The sequence below is a fragment of the Rhizorhabdus wittichii genome (genome assembly GCF_017607425.1).
Classification (GTDB): domain Bacteria; phylum Pseudomonadota; class Alphaproteobacteria; order Sphingomonadales; family Sphingomonadaceae; genus Rhizorhabdus; species Rhizorhabdus wittichii.
The window spans coordinates 2071945-2093912 of sequence record NZ_CP059319.1 but is presented as its reverse complement, the minus strand read 5'-3'; the positions used below and the strand labels follow the sequence as shown (position 1 = coordinate 2093912).

Annotated in this window: 22 protein-coding genes; 21 read left to right on the top strand and 1 reads right to left on the bottom strand. The window is 67.7% G+C overall.

Features of this window, described 5'->3' with window-relative positions; genetic code table 11:
• Positions 1-8: 8 nt before the first annotated feature.
• The 17 genes from HRJ34_RS09955 (at position 9) to HRJ34_RS09875 (ending at position 17358) form a co-directional block, all read left to right on the top strand.
• Entirely contained in the window at positions 9-1397 is a 1389-nt protein-coding gene (locus HRJ34_RS09955) for an L-serine ammonia-lyase (RefSeq protein WP_208633981.1), read from the top strand.
• A gap of 197 nt (positions 1398-1594) precedes the next feature.
• The gene (locus tag HRJ34_RS09950) at positions 1595-3175 is read left to right on the top strand and encodes a TonB-dependent receptor (RefSeq protein WP_208633980.1); all 1581 of its coding nucleotides are present in this window, start codon (positions 1595-1597) and stop codon (positions 3173-3175) included.
• Between the two features lie 52 nt (positions 3176-3227).
• Positions 3228-4597, top strand: a protein-coding gene (locus HRJ34_RS09945; RefSeq protein WP_150289884.1) for an IS3 family transposase whose coding sequence is annotated in 2 segments (ribosomal slippage) — positions 3228-3582 and positions 3582-4597 — 1371 coding nt in all. Because the reading frame shifts where the segments join, the coding sequence is not laid out codon by codon here.
• Positions 4598-4705: 108 nt separating this feature from the next.
• Positions 4706-4921, top strand: coding sequence for a thioredoxin domain-containing protein (locus HRJ34_RS09940; RefSeq protein WP_226949125.1), 216 nt, complete (start codon positions 4706-4708; stop codon positions 4919-4921).
• Positions 4922-4947: 26 nt separating this feature from the next.
• On the top strand, positions 4948-5505 hold the full coding sequence (locus tag HRJ34_RS09935; RefSeq protein WP_012050543.1) for a methylamine dehydrogenase light chain: 558 nt from the start codon (positions 4948-4950) through the stop codon (positions 5503-5505).
• Complete coding sequence (locus HRJ34_RS09930) at positions 5502-5972, top strand: c-type cytochrome (protein ID WP_208633979.1); 471 nt, start codon at positions 5502-5504, stop codon at positions 5970-5972. The genes HRJ34_RS09935 and HRJ34_RS09930 overlap by 4 nt, the downstream gene beginning before the upstream one ends.
• Positions 5973-5980: 8 nt before the next feature.
• Positions 5981-6457, top strand: coding sequence for a cytochrome c family protein (locus tag HRJ34_RS09925; RefSeq protein WP_226949124.1), 477 nt, complete (start codon positions 5981-5983; stop codon positions 6455-6457).
• Positions 6454-8703 (top strand): TonB-dependent receptor, encoded by a 2250-nt coding sequence (locus HRJ34_RS09920; protein WP_226949123.1) that lies wholly within the window; start codon positions 6454-6456, stop codon positions 8701-8703. The genes HRJ34_RS09925 and HRJ34_RS09920 overlap by 4 nt, the downstream gene beginning before the upstream one ends.
• A 50-nt stretch (positions 8704-8753) precedes the next feature.
• Positions 8754-10157, top strand: a complete 1404-nt coding sequence (locus tag HRJ34_RS09915; RefSeq protein WP_208633978.1) for an aldehyde dehydrogenase family protein — start codon at positions 8754-8756, stop codon at positions 10155-10157.
• A 2-nt stretch (positions 10158-10159) separates the two neighbouring features.
• Positions 10160-11746, top strand: a complete 1587-nt coding sequence (locus HRJ34_RS09910; protein WP_012050547.1) for an AMP-binding protein — start codon at positions 10160-10162, stop codon at positions 11744-11746.
• On the top strand, positions 11743-13362 hold the full coding sequence (locus HRJ34_RS09905) for an AMP-binding protein (protein ID WP_208633977.1): 1620 nt from the start codon (positions 11743-11745) through the stop codon (positions 13360-13362). The genes HRJ34_RS09910 and HRJ34_RS09905 overlap by 4 nt, the downstream gene beginning before the upstream one ends.
• Positions 13349-13666 (top strand): hypothetical protein, encoded by a 318-nt coding sequence (locus tag HRJ34_RS09900; RefSeq protein WP_226949122.1) that lies wholly within the window; start codon positions 13349-13351, stop codon positions 13664-13666. The genes HRJ34_RS09905 and HRJ34_RS09900 overlap by 14 nt, the downstream gene beginning before the upstream one ends.
• Positions 13667-13821: 155 nt before the next feature.
• Positions 13822-14505: a cistern family PEP-CTERM protein gene (locus HRJ34_RS09895; RefSeq protein WP_226949121.1), complete on the top strand. Its 684-nt coding sequence runs from the start codon at positions 13822-13824 to the stop codon at positions 14503-14505.
• 28 nt (positions 14506-14533) lie between these two features.
• Positions 14534-14887 carry a DMT family protein gene (locus HRJ34_RS09890; RefSeq protein ID WP_012050551.1) on the top strand — a complete coding sequence of 118 codons (354 nt, stop codon included), beginning with the start codon at positions 14534-14536 and terminating at the stop codon, positions 14885-14887.
• A gap of 115 nt (positions 14888-15002) precedes the next feature.
• On the top strand, positions 15003-15554 hold the full coding sequence (gene hslV / locus HRJ34_RS09885; RefSeq protein WP_012050552.1) for an ATP-dependent protease subunit HslV: 552 nt from the start codon (positions 15003-15005) through the stop codon (positions 15552-15554).
• 38 nt (positions 15555-15592) lie between these two features.
• The gene (hslU, locus tag HRJ34_RS09880) at positions 15593-16894 is read left to right on the top strand and encodes an ATP-dependent protease ATPase subunit HslU (RefSeq protein ID WP_012050553.1); all 1302 of its coding nucleotides are present in this window, start codon (positions 15593-15595) and stop codon (positions 16892-16894) included.
• Between the two features lie 116 nt (positions 16895-17010).
• A complete protein-coding gene (locus tag HRJ34_RS09875) occupies positions 17011-17358 on the top strand; it encodes an ArsC family reductase (RefSeq protein WP_208633976.1) in 348 nt (115 codons plus the stop codon).
• Here HRJ34_RS09875 and HRJ34_RS09870 read toward each other — a convergent pair whose 3' ends face one another.
• A complete protein-coding gene (locus tag HRJ34_RS09870) occupies positions 17359-18528 on the bottom strand; it encodes a GGDEF domain-containing protein (protein ID WP_226949120.1) in 1170 nt (389 codons plus the stop codon). It lies immediately after the preceding gene.
• 160 nt (positions 18529-18688) lie between these two features.
• Here HRJ34_RS09870 and purT point away from each other — a divergent pair, with 160 nt between their 5' ends.
• The 4 genes from purT (at position 18689) to HRJ34_RS09850 (ending at position 21803) form a co-directional block, all read left to right on the top strand.
• The gene (gene purT, locus HRJ34_RS09865; protein WP_030090427.1) at positions 18689-19876 is read left to right on the top strand and encodes a formate-dependent phosphoribosylglycinamide formyltransferase; all 1188 of its coding nucleotides are present in this window, start codon (positions 18689-18691) and stop codon (positions 19874-19876) included.
• Positions 19873-20256 carry a RidA family protein gene (locus tag HRJ34_RS09860; RefSeq protein WP_012050557.1) on the top strand — a complete coding sequence of 128 codons (384 nt, stop codon included), beginning with the start codon at positions 19873-19875 and terminating at the stop codon, positions 20254-20256. Before purT ends, HRJ34_RS09860 begins: the two co-directional genes overlap by 4 nt.
• A 49-nt stretch (positions 20257-20305) precedes the next feature.
• The gene (locus HRJ34_RS09855) at positions 20306-21328 is read left to right on the top strand and encodes an aldo/keto reductase (RefSeq protein ID WP_029994883.1); all 1023 of its coding nucleotides are present in this window, start codon (positions 20306-20308) and stop codon (positions 21326-21328) included.
• Between the two features lie 160 nt (positions 21329-21488).
• Entirely contained in the window at positions 21489-21803 is a 315-nt protein-coding gene (locus HRJ34_RS09850; protein ID WP_029994884.1) for a UrcA family protein, read from the top strand.
• The last annotated feature ends 165 nt before the right edge of the window (positions 21804-21968 follow it).

Here is a 21968-nt window from a genome sequence, read left to right as displayed (position 1 = left end):
GGCGCGTGATGGCGGCGAAAAGCGAGCGCATCGCGCCGGTCGCGGACCAGGCGATCAGCGTCACCGACCTGTTCACGATCGGCGTCGGGCCCTCGAGTTCGCACACCGTCGGGCCGATGCGGGCGGCGAAGGATTTCGCCGAGCGCGCGGTCGCGATGGGGCCGGTGATCCGGGTCCGGTGCGAGTTGTTCGGATCGCTGGCGCTGACCGGCCTCGGCCATGCGACCGACGTCGCGATCCTGCTGGGGCTGGCCGGCGAGACGCCGGAAATGGTGGATCCCGACCAGATCCAGGCCAAGGCGGCAGCGATCCGCACGGGCAAGGCGCTGCCGCTCGACGGCGGGGCGGCGATCCCGTTCGACGAGGCGACCGACCTGCTGTTCCTGCGCGGCAAGTTCCTGGCCGGACACGCCAATGCGATGCGCTTCACCGCCTTCCGCGCCGACGGCGGCGAGGAGCAGGCGACCTATTTCTCGATCGGCGGCGGCGCGATCCTGCGCGAGGGCGATCCGGTGCGCAGCGCCAATGTCGCGCTGCGCCATCCCTTCTCCTCGGCGGCCGAGCTGCTCGCGGTCGGCGAGGCGGAGGGCCTGTCGATCGGCGAGATCGTCGCGGCGAACGAGGAGGCGTGGCGATCGCCGGGTGAGACCGACGCCTTCCTGGCCAAGGTGCGCGCCGCGATGCTCGCCTGCATCGCGCGCGGGCTGAAGGGGGAGGGCGTGCTGCCCGGCGGTCTCAACGTCCGCCGCCGCGCCAAGGCGGTCCACGACGCGCTGGTCCAGCGCGGCCCGCGCGTCGACCCGTCGACGGTGTTCGAATGGGTCAGCCTGTGGGCGCTCGCGGTCAACGAGGAGAACGCGGCCGGCGGCCGGGTGGTGACCGCGCCGACCAATGGCGCGGCGGGCGTGCTGCCGGCGGTGCTCAACTATTATGAGGTGTTCGTCCCCGGCGCGACGGCGGCGGGCAGCCGGCTGTTCCTGCTGACGGCCTCGGCGATCGGCTTCCTCTACAAGAAGCGCGCCTCGATATCGGCGGCGGAGATGGGGTGCCAGGGCGAGGTCGGCGTTGCCTGCTCGATGGCCGCCGCCGCCCTCGCGGCGGCGCTGGGCGCGAGCAACGCCCAGATCGAGAATGCCGCCGAGATCGGCATGGAGCATAATCTGGGCCTGACCTGCGATCCGATCGGCGGGCTCGTCCAGGTGCCGTGCATCGAGCGCAACACGATGGGCGCGATCAAGGCGATCAACGCCGCCTATCTGGCGCTGCACGGCGACGGCCGCCATGTCGTCAGCCTCGACGCGGTGATCGAGACGATGCGCCAGACCGGCGTCGACATGCGATCCAAATATAAGGAAACCAGCCTCGGCGGCCTGGCGGTGAACGTCGTCGAATGCTGAGCCCCGCCGACCGGCGCGGCTGACCAATCCCCCCTTGCGATCGACGCTGCCGACCGGCCGGAAATGTAACCGGTTCGGGTGAATTGTGACGCGCGGCGCAACCAGTCACCAATATCGGCGCGACGACATTCGGGTTCGGCGGGGTCAGGGAGGCCCGCCGTCCGGATGCCGGTTCCAACGACAAAGGGGAGGAAACCATGAACGGCACATCGCAGCTCCGGCTGGCCGCCAGCATCAGCATCGCCGCGCTCGCGCTGGCCACCGCGTCGGCCGCCGCCGCCCAGCAGGCCGCCGACGACGGCGCCGGCATCCGGGAGATCGTCGTCACCGCGCAGAAGCGCCAGCAGTCGGGGCAGGATGTCGGCATCGCGTTGTCGGTGGTCTCCGCCGACGCGCTCGCCCAGCGCAACGTCACTTCGGTCACCGACCTGACCGGGCTGGTGCCGAACGTGCAGGCCAATTTCGGCGCGGGGCAGGTGGCGTTCAACGTGCGCGGCATCGGCACCAACGAGTTCTCCGCCAATTTCGACTCGCCGGTCGCGCTCAACGTCGACGAGGTCTATCTGTCGAAGAACTTCATGAGCGGCCTGCTGCTGTTCGACATCGACCGGGTCGAGGCGCTGAAGGGGCCGCAGGGCACGCTGTTCGGGCGCAACGCCACCGGCGGCACCGTCAACTTCTTCACGCGCGGGCCGACCGACGACCTCGCGGCCGGCGGCACGATCAGCTACGACAATTATCAGACGATCCGGGCCGAGGCCTATGTGTCGGGCCCGCTCGGCGCCGGCCTGTCGGCGCGGCTGTCGGGCATGGTGGTCGACCAGAACAAGGGCACCTACCGCAACCTGACGCTCGGCCGGCGCGAGGGGTTCGAGAAGAAATGGGCGCTGCGCGGCCAGCTCAAATGGACCGACGGCGTCACCACCGCGCTGCTCTCGATCACCGGCGGACGCCAGCGCGGCGAGCTGTCGCCCTATGAGGGCGTCGGCGTCTTCACCCCCGCCTCGGTCGCGGCGGGCGCGCCGGCGTTCTGCGCACCCTATCTGAACGGCACGGTGCGCGGCGATACCGCCGGATGCGTGCGCGGCACCGATGGCGGCTATCCGGGCGATCGCGATCCCTATACCTCGACCAACGACCTGACCCACAAGGTCCGCAACGAGAGCCTGGGTGCGACCCTGCGCATCGAGCACGACTTCGGCGCGAGCATGCTGACCTCGCTCACCAGCTACCAGTTCGCGCGGCGCCGGCAGCTCGAGGATTCGGACGGCAGCCCGGTCCGCACGATCGACGTGCAATATGACAACCGCATCCGCCAGATCAGCCAGGAGATCCGCCTGTCGTCGACCGGATCGGGGCCGTGGAGCTATGTCGTCGGCGGCTATTACGAGCATGACGGCTATCGCAACGGCGATTACCTGTTCATCGGCGCGGGGGCAGCGCCCGGCTATTACAGCCCCTTCACCCAGAAGGTCGACGCGCTCGCCGCCTTCTTCCACAACAATGTCGCGCTGACCGACACGCTCGGGCTGGTCGCCGGAGTCCGCTACTCGCGCGAGCGGGTGTCGTTCGACGGCGGCACCTTCGCCGCGACCGGGCTGGCCGGCACGCCCTTCCGCCCGACCGCGCTGGTCGCGCCGCTGTCGGCGGCCGACACCAGCCGCAAGGACGACGACGCGACCTTCAAGGCAGGCGTCGAATGGAAGCCGCGCCTGTCGTCGGAGCTGATCGACAAGCTGCTGATCTGTCCGCCGTCAGCGCCAATGGCACAGATTTGAGGTTGTGATGTAAGGAGGATTTGGGCTTCGTCGTAGTGACGAAGGAACGAAGATGAAGCCCAAATCCTCAAGCGTAAAATCGGCCCGCAAACCCAAGGCGTCGGCCGAACAGGTGGTGAAGGATATCCGGCGCGCGACACGCCGGCATTTCTCGGCGGAGGACAAGATCCGCGTGGTTCTGGAGGGCTTGCGCGGCGATGACAGCATCGCGGAGCTGTGCCGCAAGGAGGGCATTGCCCAGGGCTTGTATTATACTTGGTCAAAGGAGTTCATGGAGGCCGGGAAGCGTCGGCTGGCGGGCGACACCGCCCGTGCCGCGACGAGCGGCGAGGTACAGGATCTGCGCCGTGAGGCGCGTGCCCTGAAGGAGGCCGTCGCCGACCTCACGCTCGAAAACCGGCTGCTGAAAAAAAGCATGATCGCGGATGGGGGAGACCCCGAATGAGGTATCCGGGATCCGAGAAGCTGGAGATCATCCGCATCGTCGAGCAGTCGCACCTGCCGGCGAAGCGGACCCTCGACCAGTTGGGCGTCGCGCGGCGGACCTTCTACCGATGGTATGATCGCTATCTCGAAGGCGGCCCCGAGGCGCTGGAGGATCGTCCTTCCGCGCCGAGCCGGGTCTGGAACCGCCTCCCCGGCGCCATTCAGGACCAGATCGTCGAGATGGCACTGGAGCAGTCCGATCTGTCGCCCCGCGAACTGGCGGTGCGCTTCACCGATGAGAAGGACTATTTCGTCTCGGAATCAACGGTCTACCGCCTGCTCAAGGCGCATGACCTGATCACCAGCCCGGCCTTCGTCGTGGTCAAGGCGGCCGACGAGTTCCATCGCAAGACCAGCCGCCCGAACGAGATGTGGCAGACCGATTTCACCTACTTCAAGATCATCGGCTGGGGATGGATGTACCTCTCCACCGTGCTCGACGATTTCTCGCGCTACATCATCGCCTGGAAGCTGTGCACCACGATGCGGGCCGAGGACGTGACCGACACGCTGCAACTCGCGCTCGAAGCCTCAGGCTGCGACCACGCCACCGTCAGGCACAAACCAAAGCTGCTCAGCGACAACGGACCGAGCTACATCGCCGGCGAACTCGCCGACTGGATCAAAGCCCATGACATGAGCCATGTTCGCGGCGCTCCGCTACATCCCCAGACCCAGGGCAAGATCGAGCGCTGGCACCAGACCCTGAAAAACCGCATCCTGCTGGAGCACTACTTCCTGCCTGGCGATCTCGAACGGCAGGTCGAGGCCTTCGTCGAGCATTATAACCATCGCCGCTATCACGAGAGCCTCGACAACGTGACACCGGCCGACGCCTATTTCGGCAGGGCCGCCGCCATTATCGAACGGAGGAAACGCATCAAGCGAAAGACCATCGAACAGCGACGCTTGCTTCACCGCAAGCTCGCCGCCTAAACATCAACCCCAGACGAGGCCCGATCTCCTCTTCTCTGCGCAACCATCTGCGCCAAATGTCCCGACGACGGACACGACGGCGAGGACGAGGCCGAGCATCGCCGGCTGGTGATGAAGCAGGAGCTGGCCGGCATTCCCTATGTCCTGTCGGAGACGCTGGGCCGGTCGCTGGGCGTGTCGAAGCTGCCTTATGCGGTGCTGCTCGACGAGCAAGGCAAGATCGCCTCGCTCGGCCTGATCAACAACCGCGAGCATCTGGAGAGCCTGTTCGAGGCGAAGGAGCGCGGCGTCGCTTCGATCCAGCAATTCCTGGCCGGCGCCTGAGCGCAATAGAGAAAGGGGCCGCTGATATGTCGGACATGGACAGTTTCGCCGAACGCGCGGTGCGCAGGGTCGCCCGCCGCACCTCCCGCCGCAGCCTGCTCACCCTGATCGGGGGAGCGATCACGGGGGCGGCGGTCATCCCGGTGCTGCCGGTGTCGCGCGCCGTCGCCTCCACCCATGGCGGCGGCAAGAGCGGCCTGCCGCCGCAGACGACCGGCAATCCGCAGGACCCGGGCGACCAGACCCAGTGCGATTACTGGCGCTATTGCGCGATCGACGGTTTCCTCTGCTCCTGCTGCGGCGGCACCGCGAGCGCCTGCCCGCCGGGGACCGAGATGTCGCCGATCACCTGGATCGGCACCTGCCTGAACCCGGCCGACGGGCGGTCCTACATCATCAGCTACAACGACTGCTGCGGCAAATCCTCGTGCGGGCGCTGCCTGTGCAACCGCAACGAGAGCGACCGGCCGATGGTCCGCCCGCAGTCGAACAACGACATCAACTGGTGCCTCGGGACCGAGAGCGGGTCGGTCTACAACTGCTCGACCGCCGTCATCCTCGGCACCGCGCTGGACAGCAAATGAGCATGTGCCGCGCGATGATCCTGCCGGTCGCGCTGGCCGCCCTCGCGCTGCCGGCGGGCATGGCCTCGGCCGCCGCCGATGGCGCCAAGGTCTACCAGCGTTGCGCCGCCTGCCACCTGCCGACCGGCAAGGGCGTGCCCGGCGCCTTCCCGCCGCTCCAGTCCGATGTCCGCGCGCTGGCCGGGAGCCCGGCGGGGCGCCACTATCTGGCACTGGCGGTGACGCGGGGCCTGTCCGGGCCGCTCACCGTCGAGGGCAAGACCTATCGCGGGATGATGCCGGCGCAGAGCGGCCTCGACGACGAGGCGGTGGCGGCGGTGCTCAGCCACGTCACCGCGACGATCGCGGGCGGCGGCGATGCCGTGAAGCCCTTCACCGCCGCCGAGGTGAAGGCGGCGCGCGACAGCGGGGCGGGGCTCGATGCCGCCGCGGTGGCCCGCCTCCAGCCGAAGCTGACCGGCAAATGAGGGCGTCGGTGGTCGTTGCGGTCCTGGGGATCGGAATGGCCGCCGGGGCCGCGGCGGCGATCGGCACGGCGATGCCCGGCGTGCCCAATCCGCAGCGCGCGCACATCAACTGGATGGTGAAATGCCAGGGTTGCCACCGGCCGGACGGCGGGGGCAGCCCGACCAGCGCGCCGGCGATGGCGGGCCAGGTGGCGCGCCTGCTGGCGGTGCCGGGCGGGCGCGAATTCCTGGGCCAGGTGCCGGGCGTCTCCACGGCGGCGCTGCCCGACGATCAATTGGCGGAACTGCTCAACTGGACGCTGCAGCGCTTCGACGCCCAGCATGTGCCGGCGGGGTTCCAGCCCTACACGACGGACGAAATTCGGAAGCTGCGGGAAAAGCCGCTCCGGATCGAGGCGGCCGCGACGCGCGCGCGGCTGATGGCCGACCTCGAACGACGCGAACGCGTCGATCCAGCAAGACATGAAAAAGGGGATGTCCAATGAGGAAGATCGTTTCGACACGGGGGGCGCGCATGCTGGCCGCGCTGCTGGCGGGGCTGTCGGGTCAGGCGCTGATGGCGCAGACCGCGGCCGAGACGGTGGCCGCCGACCCGCAGGAGATCGTCGTCACCGCGCAGAAGCGCAGCGAGCGCCTGCAGGACGTGCCGATCTCGATCTCGGCGATCGGCGGCGACGCGGTCCGCAAGCAGCGGCTCAGCTCGGCCGACGACCTGGTCAGCAAGGTCGCCAACCTCCAGCTCACCTCGACCGTCGGCGACGGCACCCCGATCTTCGCGCTGCGCGGCGTTTCGATGTCGGACTACAGCCTCAACCAGTCGGGCCCGGTCGCGACCTATTATGACGAGGTCTACAAGGGCAATTTCGCCTTCCTCGGCGTCGCGCTCTACGACCTCGAACGGGTCGAGGTGCTGCGCGGGCCGCAGGGCACCCTCTATGGCAAGAACACCACGGGCGGCGCGGTCAACCTGATCAGCCGCAAGCCCGAGATCGGCAAGACCGAGGGCTATGTCAACCTCGGCTACGGCAACTACAACCGGCGCGAGGCGAACGGCGCGATCAACGTGCCGCTCGGCGACACGCTGGCGGCGCGCCTCGCCTTCACCGTCGCGCGCGCCGACGGCTGGTTCCGCAACCAGCTTCCCGGCAAGCCCGACCTCAACGGCACCCGCGAATATGCGCTGCGCGGGTCGCTGCTGTGGGAGCCGCAGGACGGCGTCTCCTTCCTGCTGCGCGCTTCGACCAGCTTCCAGAACCCCTACAACTACGGCATCTTCGCGGCGCCGGGCCCCGACGGCGTGGGCGCCGGCCTCTATGAATCGCTCGGCCAGGGGAGCAGCTATTTCCGCACCGGGCTCGGCCGGCGCCAGATCGAGTCCGAATATACGCCGCGCCGCCGCGCGCGGACCTATGCGGTCTCGCTGACCTCGACCTTCGACATCGGCCACGACCTGGCGATCGTGTCGGTGTCGTCGTGGGACAAGGGCCGGCTCAACTTCGGCGAGGACACCGACGGCGCGCCGAACAAGACGCTGGAGATCTTCTACGGCGACCGGGCGACCCAGATCTCGCAGGACCTGCGCCTGGCCAGCAGCTTCGGCGGGCCGTTCGAGTTCATCCTGGGCGCCTATTACAACCGCGAGAAGGTGTTCAACACGACCGACTTCGGCATCTTCAAGGACGCCGACATCGACGGCAACGGCACGGTCGACGCGGCCGATTGCGCGGCCGGGCTGCCGGCGGCGTGCAGCGTGGTCAACCGCTTCGACCAGCTCAAGCACAGCTATGCGCTCTACACCGACATGCACTACGACTTCGGCGCCGGCTTCACCCTGCGCGGCGGCCTGCGCTTCACCCGCGACGACGGCAGCCAGAAGGGGCTGGTCTCGAACGCCTACGGAGCGGACGGCGTGCTGGTGACGCCGCTGATCCCGTCGACCAACCTGAGCTTCAAGACCAACAACCTCTCGGGTAAGATCGGCCTCGACTACAAGATCGACCGCGACACGCTGCTCTACGTCAATTACAGCCGCGGCTATCGCGCCCGCAGCTTCAACGCGCAGGCCTTCTTCGACCCGTCCGAAGCCTCGGTCGCCAAGCCCGAGACGATCGACGCGTTCGAGGGCGGCGCCAAGATGCAGCTCGCCGATCGCCGCGTGACGCTGAACCTCGCCGGCTTCTACTATTCCTACAAGAACCAGCAGTTCATCAACGTCAGCCCGGCCACCGCCGCGCAGACGCTGGTCAATGTCGACAAGTCGCGCATCTATGGCGGCGAGCTGGAGCTCAACGTCCGCGCCAATGAATGGGTGAGCGCGCGGGCCGGGCTCGGCCTGCTCAACGCGAAGATCAAGAAGGGCACCCTGAGCGGCAACAGCCTGGGCGGCAACAAGCTGTCCAACGCGCCGTCGCTGAGCGCGAACGGCGGGCTGGACATCACCGTGATGGACAGCGATGCCGGCAAGATCAGCCTGCACCCCGACATCAGCTATGTGTCGAGCCAATATTTCGAGGTGTTCAACATCCCCCGGCTGAAGCAGCGCGCCTATACGCTGCTGGGCGGGCATATCGACTTCGAACGCGGGCCGTTCACCGCCTCGATCTGGGGCAAGAACCTGACCAACCGCTTCTACTTCACCTCGCGGGTCGATCTCGTCGGCGGCTTTGGCTACGACTATAACCATGTCGGCGCCCCGCGGACCTATGGCGTGACCGTCGGGTATAAATTCTAGGAGAGGACCGGGCCGTCCGGCATCCGGGCGGCCCGGCCGAGGAGAGCATGATGTCGGACTACAAGCTCCTGATCGGCGGCCGTCTGGTCGACGGCGCGACGACGATGGACGTGATCAACCCCGCGACCGAGGAGGTGCTGGCCACCTGCCCGCGCGCATCCGAGGCGCAGCTCGACGAGGCGGTCGCGACGGCGAAGAAGGCCTTCCCGGCCTGGGCCGCCAGGCCGATCGAGGAGCGCCGCGCGCTGATCCTGAAGCTGGCCGACGCGATCGAGGCCGAGGCCGAGGATTTCGCCCGGCTGCTGACCCAGGAACAGGGCAAGCCGCTGGCCGAGGCGACCGCCGAGATCGCCTATACCCAAGCCTTCATCCGCCAGCTCGCGACCCACGACCTGCCGGTCAAGGTGCTCGAGGACAATGACCGCCGCCGGGTCGAGCAGCGCCGCCGTCCGCTCGGCGTCGTCGGGGCGATCATCCCGTGGAACTTCCCGGTGCTGATCGTGGCGTTCAAGCTGCCGCTGGCGCTGCTGGCGGGCAACACGATGGTGGTGAAGCCGGCGCCGACCACGCCGCTGACCACGCTCAAGCTGGGCGCGCTGATGGCCGAGATATTCCCGGCCGGCGTCGTCAATGTCATCACCGACCAGAACGACCTGGGCGGCCGGCTGTCGACCCATCCCGACGTGGCGAAGATCAGCTTCACCGGATCGACCGAGACCGGCCGCAAGGTGATGGCGAGCGCCGCCTCCTCGATCAAGCGGCTGACCCTCGAACTGGGCGGCAACGACGCGGCGATCGTGCTGGGCGACGTCGACCCCGCCAAGGTCGCGCCGGGCATCTTCGGCGGCGCCTTCCTGAACGCCGGGCAGGTGTGCCTCGCGATCAAGCGCGTCTATGCCCATGCCGACATCTACGACGCGCTGTGCGCCGAGCTCGGCCGCCTCGCCGAGGAGGCGATCGTCGACGACGGGCTGAAGCAGGGCGTCCAGATCGGCCCGCTCCAGAACGCCGCGCAATATGAGAAGGTGAAGGGCTTCCTCGCCGATGCGCGCGCCAACGGCACGATCGTCGCGGGCGGCGTGGTCGAGGACCGGCCCGGCTATTTCATCCGCCCGACCATCGTCCGCGACATCAGCGACGGCGCGAAGCTGGTCGACGAGGAGCAGTTCGGCCCGATCCTGCCGGTGATCCGCTATGAGGACGCCGAGGATGCGCTGGCGCGCGCCAATGCGTCCGACATGGGTCTCGGCGGCTCGATCTGGTCGACCGACCGCGAGACGGCGCGCGACCTGGCCGGGCGGATGGAGAGCGGCACCGTCTGGATCAACAAGCATCTCGACTTCGGCCCGACCATGCCGTTCGGCGGCGCCAAGCAGTCGGGCCTGGGCGTCGAATTCGCCGAGGAGGGGCTGCACGAGTTCACCCAGATCCATGTGATCAACGAGGCGAAATGAGGATGCTGGATCTGGGGGACCGGCCCGCCTCGTTCAACTTCACCCGCGACGTCATGGGGCGCTGGGCCGAGCTGCGGCCCGACGACCCCGCCATGATCTGGACCGATCCCGCCGGGACGGTGATCGAGCGCAGCTTCGCCGAGATGGCGGTCGCCGCGTCCCGCGCGGCGGCGGTGCTGACGGAAGCCGGGGTGGGGCGGGGCGACACCGTGCTGATCCTGCTTAACCGCGAGATCGAATGGTGGGAGCTGATGCTCGGCTGCATCGCGATCGGCGCGATCGCCTCGCCGGGCACGACCCAGCTCATGGCCAAGGACATCGCCTATCGCCACCAGGCCGCCGCCGCGCGCTGCGTGGTGGCGAGCGGCGAGATGGCGGAGCGGGTCGACGCGGCGCTGGCCGGGGAGGACGTCGCCCGCCTGCACGTCGGCGGACCACGCCCGGGCTGGATCGACCATGCCGAGCGGCGGGCGGCGGCGACGCCGATCGCGGCGGCGGCCGACACCGGCTTCGACGAGGATGCGCTGTGCTATTTCACCAGCGGCACCACCGGCCAGCCGAAGATGACGATCCACACGCACGGCTATATGCTCGCGCATCGCATCACCGGCTCCTACTGGCTCGACCTCAAGCCCGGCGACCTGCACTGGAACCTGTCCGACACCGGCTGGGCCAAGGCGGCGTGGAGCAGCCTGTTCGCGCCCTGGCTGATGGGGGCGACGATCTTCGTCCACCACTCGTCCGGCTTCGATCCGGTCGCGACGCTCGACCTGCTCGAACGCATGCCGGTGACGACGCTGTGCGCGCCGCCGACCGCCTATCGCATGTTCGTCCGCAGCGACCTGACCGGCCGCCGCTTCGACACGCTGCGCCATTGCGTGAGCGCGGGCGAGCCGCTCAACCCCGAGGTGATCGACCTGTGGAAGGCGGCGACCGGCCGCGACATCCATGACGGCTACGGCCAGACCGAGACGGTGCTGCTCTGCGCCAACCGGACGGGCGCTGCACGGCAGGGATCGATGGGGCGGCCCGCGCCCGATTTCGACCTGGCGGTGATCGACGGGGAGGGGAAGCGGCTTCCCGCCGATGCCGAGGGCGACGTCGCGCTCCGTATCGCGGAGGGGCATCCGCCCGGCCTGTTCGCCCGCTACCGCGACGATCCGCAACGGACCGCCGATACGAAGCGCCACGGCTGGTACCTGACCGGCGACCGGGCGATCGTCGATGCCGACGGCTATTTCTGGTTCGTCGGCCGGTCGGACGACGTGATCCTGTCGTCGGGCTATCGCATCGGTCCGTTCGAGGTGGAGAGCGCGCTGTTCGAACATCCCGCCGTCGCCGAGAGCGCGGTGGTGTCGAGCCCCGATCCGACCCGCGGCGAGGTGGTGAAGGCGTTCGTCGTCCTCGCCGCCGGGTTCGAGCCGTCCGACGCGCTGGTCGGGATGCTCCAGGACCATGTGAAATCAACTACCGCTCCCTATAAATATCCCCGTAAGATCGAATTCGTCGCGAGCTTGCCGAAAACGGTGAGCGGCAAGATCCGCCGCAAGGAGCTGCGCGATCGCGAATGGGAGAGGGGAGCTGCATGACCGATTCGCATGTCAGGGGAGCCGATTTTCCGCCCCTGCTGGACATGACCATCGGCGAACTGCTCGAAGCCACCGCAACCAGGCTGCCCGAGGCGACGGCGCTGATCGTCCGCCACCAGGGCATCCGATGGAGCTATGCCGAACTGCTCGCGCGGGTCGATGATCTCGCGCGCGGTTTCCTTGGCGCGGGGCTGAAGCCCGGCGACCGGATCGGCATCTGGGCGCCCAATTGCGTCGAATGGGTGCTGGTCCAGTTCGCGGCCGCGCGCGCCGGACTGGTGCTGGTCAACATCAACCCGGCCTATCGCGCCGGCGAGATGGCGCGCGCTCTGCAGATGGTCGGCTGCGCGGCGCTGGTGCTCGCCCGGTCGTTCAAGTCGAGCGACTATGTCGCGATGCTCGCCGAGGTCCGTGGCGAACTGCCTGAGCTGCGGCTCGCCTTCTCGATCGGGGAAGGCGAGCATCCGGGATGCTGGCCGCTCGCCTCGGTGATGGGCGGCGACGCGCCGCTGCCGCGCGACGTCCGGCCCGACGACCCCACCAACATCCAGTTCACCAGCGGCACCACCGGCCTGCCCAAGGGCGCCACGCTCTCCCACCGCAACATCGTCAACAACGGCTATATGGTGGGCCATCGCATCGGCCTGTCGTCGGCCGACACGCTCTGCATTCCGGTGCCGCTCTACCATTGCTTCGGCATGGTGATGGGCAACCTCGCCTGCGTCGCGCACGGCGCCACCATGTGCTTCCCCGGCGAGGGCTTCGATCCGGGGAGCACGCTTGAAGCGGTGGCGGCCGAGGGGTGCACCGCGCTCTACGGGGTGCCGACGATGTTCGTCGCGATGCTCGAGCATCCCGATTTCGACCGCCACGACCTCGGCACGCTGCGCACCGGCATCATGGCCGGGTCGCTCTGCCCGATCTCGGTGATGCGCGCGGTGCTCGACCGGATGAACATGCGCGAGGTGACGATCGCCTATGGCATGACCGAGACGAGCCCGGTCAGCTTCCAGTCGGCGATGGACGACGCCATCGAGCTGCGCGTCTCGACGGTCGGGCAGGTGCAGCCGCACCTCGAGGCGAAGGTGGTCGATGCCGACGGGAAGGTCGTCCCGCTGGGCGAGCCGGGCGAGCTGTGCACGCGCGGCTATTCGGTGATGCTCGGCTATTGGGGCGACCCGGAGAAGACCGCCGACGTGATCGACGCCGAGGGCTGGATGCACACCGGCGACCTGGCGACGCTGGACGAGCAGGGCTATGGCCGGATCGTCGGCCGCATCAAGGACATGATCATCCGCGGCGGCGAGAATATCTACCCGCGCGAGATCGAGGAGCATCTGCTCACCCATCCCGACATCGTCGACGCGCAGATCTTCGGCGTGCCCGACGCGAAGTTCGGCGAGGAGGTCTGCGCCTGGGTGATCTCGCGCAGCGGCGCGCTGTCGGTGGAGGCCGTGATCGCGCACTGCCGCGACCGGATCGCGCACTACAAGGTGCCGCGCCATGTCCGGCTGGTCGAGCAGTTCCCGCTGACCGTCACCGGCAAGGTACAGAAATTCGCGATGCGCGAGATCATGGTGGCCGAACTGTCGGTCGATGCCGATGCGCCGGCCTGAGCGCCCGTTGCGACCTCTGGCGCTGCTTGCCGTCGCGGCGGCGCTGTCGCTGGGCGCGTTGCACGGCGCATCGGCGCACAAGCCGAAGCAGCCGGTGCTGACCCGCGAGACCTATCGCCAGCGCTGCCTGCTCTGCCACAAGGTCCCGCCCGACGGGATCGCACCCGAGATCGTCGCCGGGCTCGCCTTGCATCCGGGAGGGCCCCGCGCGCGCGACCTGATGCCGAACACGACCTGCTGGCGCCGCTGCGAGAAATGCTGGTCCGAACCGCAGGCGGCCTATTCGAAGCAAATCGGAAACTAGTCCGAAATGTAAACAACGCCCCGAGGCAAGGGCCGATCCGGCGTAAAGCGTTGGTGATCGTTTCGTGACTGTGCTATATATGCCCGATTGCCGCACGGGTAGGGCCGGACGGTATCGGGGGTGTGTTTATGCTGCGTATGATTCGAAAGGCGGCTGTGGCGGCCGCTGCTATCCTGTCCTCGGCCATGCCGCTGTCGGCGGCCGTGATCATCAATTCGGCCAATAGCGGCTATAATTTCTCCATAGATTATACGGGTTACGTCAACAACGCGTCGACGAACCAGGTGAGCGCGTTCGCCGACTTCACCTTCAACGGCGTGACCAACAACGGGCTGACCTATAATTTCAGCTACACGATGACGAACGATTCGATCGTCGATTCGCGCATCCGTTCGTTCGGCTTCGACACCAGCGGCACGGTGACCAGCCTGACGGCGACCGGCGTCTATCCGTACACCGACCAGGACGGCCAGTTCCCGAGCTACGGGACGCTCGACCTCTGCTTCATCGCGACGAGCAACGGCCAGTGCAACGGCGGCCCCGGAGGCCTGACGTCCAATCCCGACCAATCGGGAACCGGGACCTTCGCGATCACCTTCGCCAATGTCATGGAAGCCGTGACGTTCGACAATTTCGCGGTCCGCTTCCAGTCGATCAACCCGACGGTCAACGGATCGAGCTCGGGCCTCGGCCTCGGATCGCTGGTCAGCGGCGGTGGCGGCAATCCGATCACCGCGCCGGAACCCGGCACCTGGCTGATGCTGCTGGTCGGTTTCGGGCTGGTCGGCCACATGCTGCGCCAGCAGCGTCGCTCGACCCTGTTCCCGCAGGCCGCCTGACCCCTTTTCAACGGCAGCGTTCGGCGTCATGGCATCGGTCATGACGCTGACGCCGCTGTTGCTCCTGATCTGCTCCAACATCTTCATGACGGTCGCCTGGTACGGCCATCTGAAGTTCACCGACGCGCGGCTGTGGATCGTGATCCTCGCCTCCTGGGGCATCGCGCTGATCGAATATTGCTTCGCGGTGCCGGCCAACCGGATCGGCTATCTGCACGGCTGGACCGCGGGCCAGCTCAAGATCACCCAGGAGATCGTGACGCTGCTGGTGTTCGCGCTGTTCGCCGTGGTCGTGCTGGGCGAGCAGCTCGGCTGGCGCCACCTGGGCGCCTTCGCCTGCATGATCGGCGCCGCCTGCTTCATGTTTCTGGGGCGAAACTGATCGCGATTGCACTCGCCGGACAGCCACCCCATATCCGCCCCTGCAAAGCATGGAGTAGGGCGCGATTTCCACGCCGGCTGGTTGCTTCAGCCTCGAAATCGCTAATAGGACGGATATGAGCGAACTCCCCAAATGGCACGGCACCACGATCCTGTCGGTGCGCAAGGGCGGCAAGGTGGTCGTCATCGGCGACGGCCAGGTATCGATGGGCAATACGGTGATGAAGCCCAACGCCCGCAAGGTCCGCAAGCTGGGCGACGGATCGGTGATCGGCGGCTTCGCGGGCGCGACGGCCGACGCCTTCACCCTGTTCGACCGGCTCGAACGCAAGCTGGAGCAGCATGGCGGGCAACTGCTGCGCGCCGCGGTCGAGCTGGCCAAGGACTGGCGGACCGACAAATATCTCCGCAACCTGGAGGCGATGATGATCGTCGCCGACAGGGAGGTCACCCTGATCCTGACCGGCAATGGCGACGTGCTCGAGCCGGTGGGCGGGGTCGCGGCGATCGGGTCGGGCGGCAATTTCGCCCTGTCGGCGGCGCGCGCGCTGGTCGATTATGAGGCCGATGCCGAGACGATCTGCCGCAAGGCGATGGCGATCGCCGCCGACCTGTGCGTCTTCACCAACGACAGCCTGACGATCGAGACGCTCGACAGCGCCGCCTGACGGCCCGGCGTCCCCGACGAACGAAAGCACCCCGAAGAATGAACGACAATCTCACCCCCAAGGCGATCGTCGCCGCGCTCGACGCGCATATCGTCGGCCAGGCCGACGCGAAGAAGGCCGTCGCGGTCGCGCTGCGCAACCGCTGGCGCCGGCAGCGGCTGCCCGAGACCCTCCGCGACGAGGTGACGCCCAAGAACATCCTGATGATCGGGCCGACCGGCTGCGGCAAGACCGAGATCAGCCGCAGGCTCGCCAAGCTGGCCGATGCGCCCTTCGTCAAGGTCGAGGCGACCAAGTTCACCGAGGTCGGCTATGTCGGCCGCGACGTCGAGCAGATCGCCCGCGACCTGGTCGAGGAGGCGGTGCGGCTGGAGAAGGAGCGTCGCCGCGCGGCGGTGAAGGACAAGGCCGAGGAGGCGGCGATGGCGCGCCTGCTCGACGCGCTGGTCGGCAAGGATGCGAGCGAGGCGACCCGGATGGCGTTCCGCCAGCGCTTCGAGGATCACCAGCTCGACGACAAGGAGATCGAGATCGAGGTCGAGGATAGCGGCGGCATGCCGCTGGAGATCCCCGGCATGGGCGGACAGGTCGGCATGATCAACCTGGGCGACATGATGGGCAAGGCGTTCGGCCAGGGCCGCACCAAGCGCCGCAAGATGACGGTCCGCGCCGCCTGGTCCAAGCTGGTCGACGAGGAGGCCGACAAGCGGCTCGACCAGGACGAGGTGAGCCGGGTGGCGTTGCAGGATGCCGAGCAGAACGGCATCGTCTTCCTCGACGAGATCGACAAGATCGCGGTCAGCGACGTGCGCGGCGGATCGGTGAGCCGCGAGGGCGTGCAGCGCGACCTGCTGCCGCTGATCGAGGGAACGACGGTCGCGACCAAATATGGGCCGCTCAAGACCGACCATATCCTGTTCATCGCGTCGGGCGCCTTCCATGTCGCCAAGCCGTCGGACCTGCTGCCCGAACTGCAGGGGCGCCTGCCGATCCGGGTCGAGCTCAAGGCGCTGACCGAGGCGGATTTCGTCCGCATCCTGTCCGACACGCGGGCGAGCCTGACCGAGCAATATCGCGCGCTGATCGGCACCGAGGGCGTCGAGATCGGCTTCACCGACGACGGCATCGCCGCGATCGCGAAGATCGCCGCCGAGGTGAACGGCCAGATCGAGAATATCGGCGCGCGCCGGCTGTCGACGGTGATGGAGAAGCTGCTCGAGGAGGTGAGCTTCGACGCCGAGGACCGCAAGGGCACGGCGCTGACGATCGACGCGGCCTATGTCGACGCGCAGCTTCGCGAGGTGGCGCGGAACACCGACCTGTCGAAATATGTGCTGTAGGATTTCGCTCGTCATTCCAGCGAACGCTGGAATCTCGCTGCCTTTTGAGCAGAAAGGGAGATCCCAGCTTTCGCTGGGATGACATGTGGAAAACACCGCGAGGGGAATGCTGACCGATGACGATCACCATGTACGGCATCAAGAATTGCGACACGATCAAGAAGGCGCGGACCTGGCTCGAAGGGCGCTGCGTCGGCTATGATTTCCACGACTACAAGGCGTCGGGGATCGATCGGGCGACGCTGAAGAAATGGGCCGGCGTGGTCGGTTGGGAGGTGCTGCTCAACCGTGCCGGCACCACCTTCCGCAAGCTGCCCGACGCCGACCGCGCTGATATCGACGAGGCCAAGGCGATCGCGCTGATGGAAGCGCAGCCGTCGATGATCAAGCGGCCGGTGCTCGACGCCGGCGGCGAGCTGCTCGTCGGCTTCAAGCCCGACGCCTATGAGAAGACGCTCGGCTGATCAGAAGGCGGGCTGGGCCTGGCGATCGACGGTCGTCCGGTTCCGCCCGTTCTCCTTCGACGCGTAGAGCGCCCGGTCGGCGCGCTTGAGGATGTCGGCGAGGATATGGTCGTCGGCCCCCATCGCCGCGACGCCGAAGCTGGCGGTCAGCCGCAGCGGCAGGTCGCCGATCTGCACCGCCATGATCCGCGTGCGAAGCGCCTCGACCAGGATGCGGGCCGTCTCGGCGTCGCTGCCGGGAAAGAGCAGGACGAATTCCTCGCCGCCGAAGCGACCATAATGGTCGGCGGCGCCGAGCTGGTCGCGGAACAGGTCGGTGAGGCGGCACAGCACCTCGTCGCCATGGCCATGGCCGTGGAGGTCGTTGATCTCCTTGAAATGGTCGACGTCGCAGATCGCGATCGACAGTGGCCGGCCGGTGGCGCGGGCCTCTTCCATCATGCGGATGCCCGCGGCCTCGACCGCCCGCCGGTTCGGCGCGCCGGTCAGCGAGTCGGTCTCGGCGGTCAGGCGCAGCTTTTCGGCAAGGTCGCCGCCCATCAGGTAGAGCGAGAAGATGCCGGCCCCGACCGTCATCGCCGGCAGGCCGAGGAAGACGATGTAGGTATAGGCGCGGTCGAGGACGGCCGACTCGCCATTGCCCATCGCCGCCAGCACGATGCCGCCGGCCAGCTCGACCGCGGCGAGACCGAAGCAGGTGAAGATGATCGGCCGTTCCCCCAGCCGCAGCTTGCGGCCGGGATGCGCGAGCGCGGTCGTCACGCCGAACAGCAGCACCGCCGAAGCGTAGAGCGGGACGATGGCGCTGCGCATCCCCCGATCGGGATCGCCGATGCTGTACCAGAGGATCAGCAGCAGAGCGGCGACATGGGTCGCGATCAGCGGGACCACGCGGGAAGGGAGGCCCGATCGCATCCGATAGGCCATGGCGGCGAGGATGGGCGGGGTCATCGCGATCGAGCTGACCGCCAGGTTGACCCAGCTATTGCCCTTGAAGAGGAAGAAGTAGGTGGCGTCGCTCGCATAGAGCAGCACGTTGCCGCCAAAGGCGCCGGCGAGCAGCATCGCCATCTTCGGCTGGCCCAATGTCCGCGCCGCGAGCAGCATTGCCACCGCGAGCAGGCCGTTGACGAGCAGCAGCACCGCGAAGATGAAGAAATCCACCGACACCGAGCCGGAAACTCCCCCCGAAAACCCCAGGACGTCATAGCCCTTCCGGAATGTGGCGTAAAATGAAGTTGCACCGTGGCGATAGGCCATTGGTCGAAGCGCGGCCGCTTCACCTGCGGCCTTTTCCTGTCTATGCGCCGTCCGCGAGGAGATTCCCCCTATGAGGCCTGTCGCCAGGATATTGCTGCTCGGTTCGGGTGAGCTCGGCCGCGAGTTCGCCATCGCCGCCAAACGGCTGGGCGCCTATGTCATCGCCTGCGATTCCTATGAGAGGGCGCCGGCGATGCAGGTCGCCGACGACTATGAGGTCCTGTCGATGCTCGACGGCGAGGCGCTCGCGGCGGTGATCGAGAAGCACCGGCCCGACCATATCGTCCCAGAGGTCGAGGCGATCCGCACCGAGGTGCTCCAGGATTTCGAGGACAAGGGCTATTCGGTGGTGCCGTCGGCGCGCGCGACGATGCTGACGATGAACCGCGACCGCATCCGCGACGTCGCCGCGAACGAGCTGGGCCTCGCCACCTCGCGCTTCCTCTATGCCGAGACGCTCGACGAGATGCGCGCGGCGGTGAAGGCGGTCGGCATACCCTGCGTGGTGAAGCCGGTGATGTCCTCGTCGGGCAAGGGGCAGAGCATCGTCACCGCCGAGGAGGCCGTCGACGCCGCCTGGGACTATGCGGTCGAAGGGATGCGGGGCGACCGGCAGCGGGTGATCGTCGAGGCGTTCATCGCCTTCGACTATGAGATCACGCTGCTGACGATCCGGACGCGGCAGGGCGTGCTGTTCTGCGAGCCGATCGGGCATCGCCAGGAACTGGGCGACTATCGCGAGAGCTGGCAGCCGACGCCGATGTCGAAGACCGCGCTCGCCGCCGCGCAGGACATGGCGCGCAAGGTGGTCGACGATCTCGGCGGCTATGGCCTGTTCGGGGTCGAGTTCTTCGTCGCCGGAGAGCAGGTGATCTTCTCCGAGCTGTCGCCGCGACCGCACGACACCGGCATGGTGACGCTGATCTCGCAGAACCTGACCGAGTTCGACCTGCACGCCCGCGCGGTCCTCGGCCTGCCGATTCCGCATATCCACCTCAACGGCGCGGCGGCCTCGGCGGTCCTGCTCGCCGATCGCCATGCCGAGGACTTCCGGATCGAGGGGCTGGCGGAGGCCCTCGCGCCGGCGGCCGGCGTCGAGACCGACGTGCGGCTGTTCAGCAAGCCCGTCACCCGGCCGAACCGCCGCATGGGCGTGGCGCTGGCGCTGGCCCGCGACGGGACGGCCGACGACGCCCGCGCCGCGGCCTGCGCCGCCGTGGCGAAGCTCAGGATCGTCTATGCGGGAGAAGAACGGTGACGCGCCACCTGATCTCCTCGGGATCGCCGTTCGAGAAACAGGTTGGCTACAGCCGGGCGCTGGTCGACGGCGACTGGGCGTTCGTGGCCGGAACCACGGGCTATGATCCCGAGACGCGGGTCATGCCCGACAGCGCCGCCGACCAGGCGCGCAATGCGCTGGCGCTGATCGCCCGGACGCTGGACGGTGCCGGTTTCGCGATGGCCGACGTGGTCCGCGCTACCTATTATTTCACGCGGGCCGATTATTGGGACGAGGTCGGGCCGGTGCTGGGCGAGGTGTTCGGCGAAATCCGCCCGGCGGCGACCGCCCTCATCGTCGGGCTGATCAAGCCCGAGATGAAGGTGGAGATCGAGGTGACGGCGCTGCGGCGCCGCTGAACCGGCGGTGCGGGCTCTCCCCCGGCCGCCAAGCTGAGGAGACGACGCGATGCGCTACAAACCCCTGGGCCGGACCGGCCTCCACGTCTCCGAGCTCTGCCTCGGCACGATGACCTTCGGCGGCGGTTCCGAGGGGATGTGGGCACCGATCGGCAATCTCCAGCAGGGCGACGTCGACCAGCTGCTGCGCCAGTCGCTCGACGCGGGGATCAACTTCGTCGACACCGCCAACGTCTATGGCGAAGGCCGGTCCGAGCGGATCACCGGGCAGGCGATCCGCAACCTCGGCATCGCGCGCGACGAGATCGTCGTCGCGACCAAGGTGATGGGGCGGATGGGGAAGGGACCCAACCAGGTCGGTCTGTCGCGCTATCACATCATGGAGGCGGTCAAGGCCAGCCTGACCCGGCTCGGCCTCGATCATATCGACCTCTACCAGGTCCACGGCTTCGACGCGACGACGCCGATCGAGGAGACGATCGAGGCGCTCGATACGCTCGTGCGCCACGGCCATGTCCGTTATGTCGGCGTGTCCAACTGGGCGGCGTGGCAGATCGTCAAGGCGCTGGGCATCAGCGAGCGGCGCGGGCTCGCGGGCTTCGCCTCGCTCCAGGCCTATTATTCGATCGCGGGCCGCGACCTCGAGCGCGAACTGGTGCCGATGATGCGATCGGAGGGGCTGGGCCTGATGGTGTGGAGCCCGCTCGCGGGCGGCCTGTTGTCCGGCAAGTTCGACATCGGCAACGAGACGAGCGGCGAGGGGCGTCGCGCCGACTTCGATTTCCCGCCGGTCGATCGCGGGCGCGCGCGAGGCGTGATCGACGCGATGCGTCCGATCGCCGCCGCGAAGGGCGTCTCGGTGGCGCAGATCGCGCTGGCCTGGCTGCTGCACCAGCCCGCCGTCACCAGCGTGATCATCGGCGCCAGGCGCGCCGACCAACTCGCCGACAATATCGCATCGACCAAGGTGGTGCTGAGCGCGGACGAGCTGGCGGCGCTCGACGCTGCCGGCGCGCTGCCGGCGGAATATCCCGGCTGGATGTTCGATCGTCAATCGATCCGGTCGCGCTGAGTGGGGTGTGATGCGCCAGAAATTGGATAATTATGACAATATTTGGCGATAAATTCGGTGGCTGTTTTTAAAAAATCACAGTTTTTTCAGGGGAAATGCATTTGGCACGGTTCCTGCTGAGAGATGTGCATCCACAACGCACATCGAAAGGGACGTTACAATGCAGACCTTCAAGAACACCGTCGCCGGCACCTTCGCCCTGGTCGCCACCTTCGTCACCGTCGCCGCGGCGACCCCGCTGCGGGCCGAGCCGGTCAGCGTTCCGGTCGCCTATGGCGATCTCGACATCCAGAGCGAGGCCGGTGCCGCCCGCCTCGACGCCCGCATCCGCCGCGCGGCTTATGAGGTTTGCGGCCAGGCCGACGTCGCCACCAGCATCAAGGTCGCCAATTGCCGCCAGGATGCGATCGGCGCCGCCAAGGCCAAGCTGGCCATGACCGGCCAGGGTTCGGAGCTGAAGCTCGCCGCCCGCTGATCCGGGCGCCATCGATGGCCTCCAGCAAGGCCGCCAGACGAAGGTCCTCCAGCCTTCCCTGGCGGCCTTTGCCGTTGGGGGGCGGCAAGCCGCACATTTCCTAGGCGCGGGGCAATTTTTCCTTTGGCGCGCGGCGGTGGCGCTGTGGGTAGAGGCAGGTCCGTG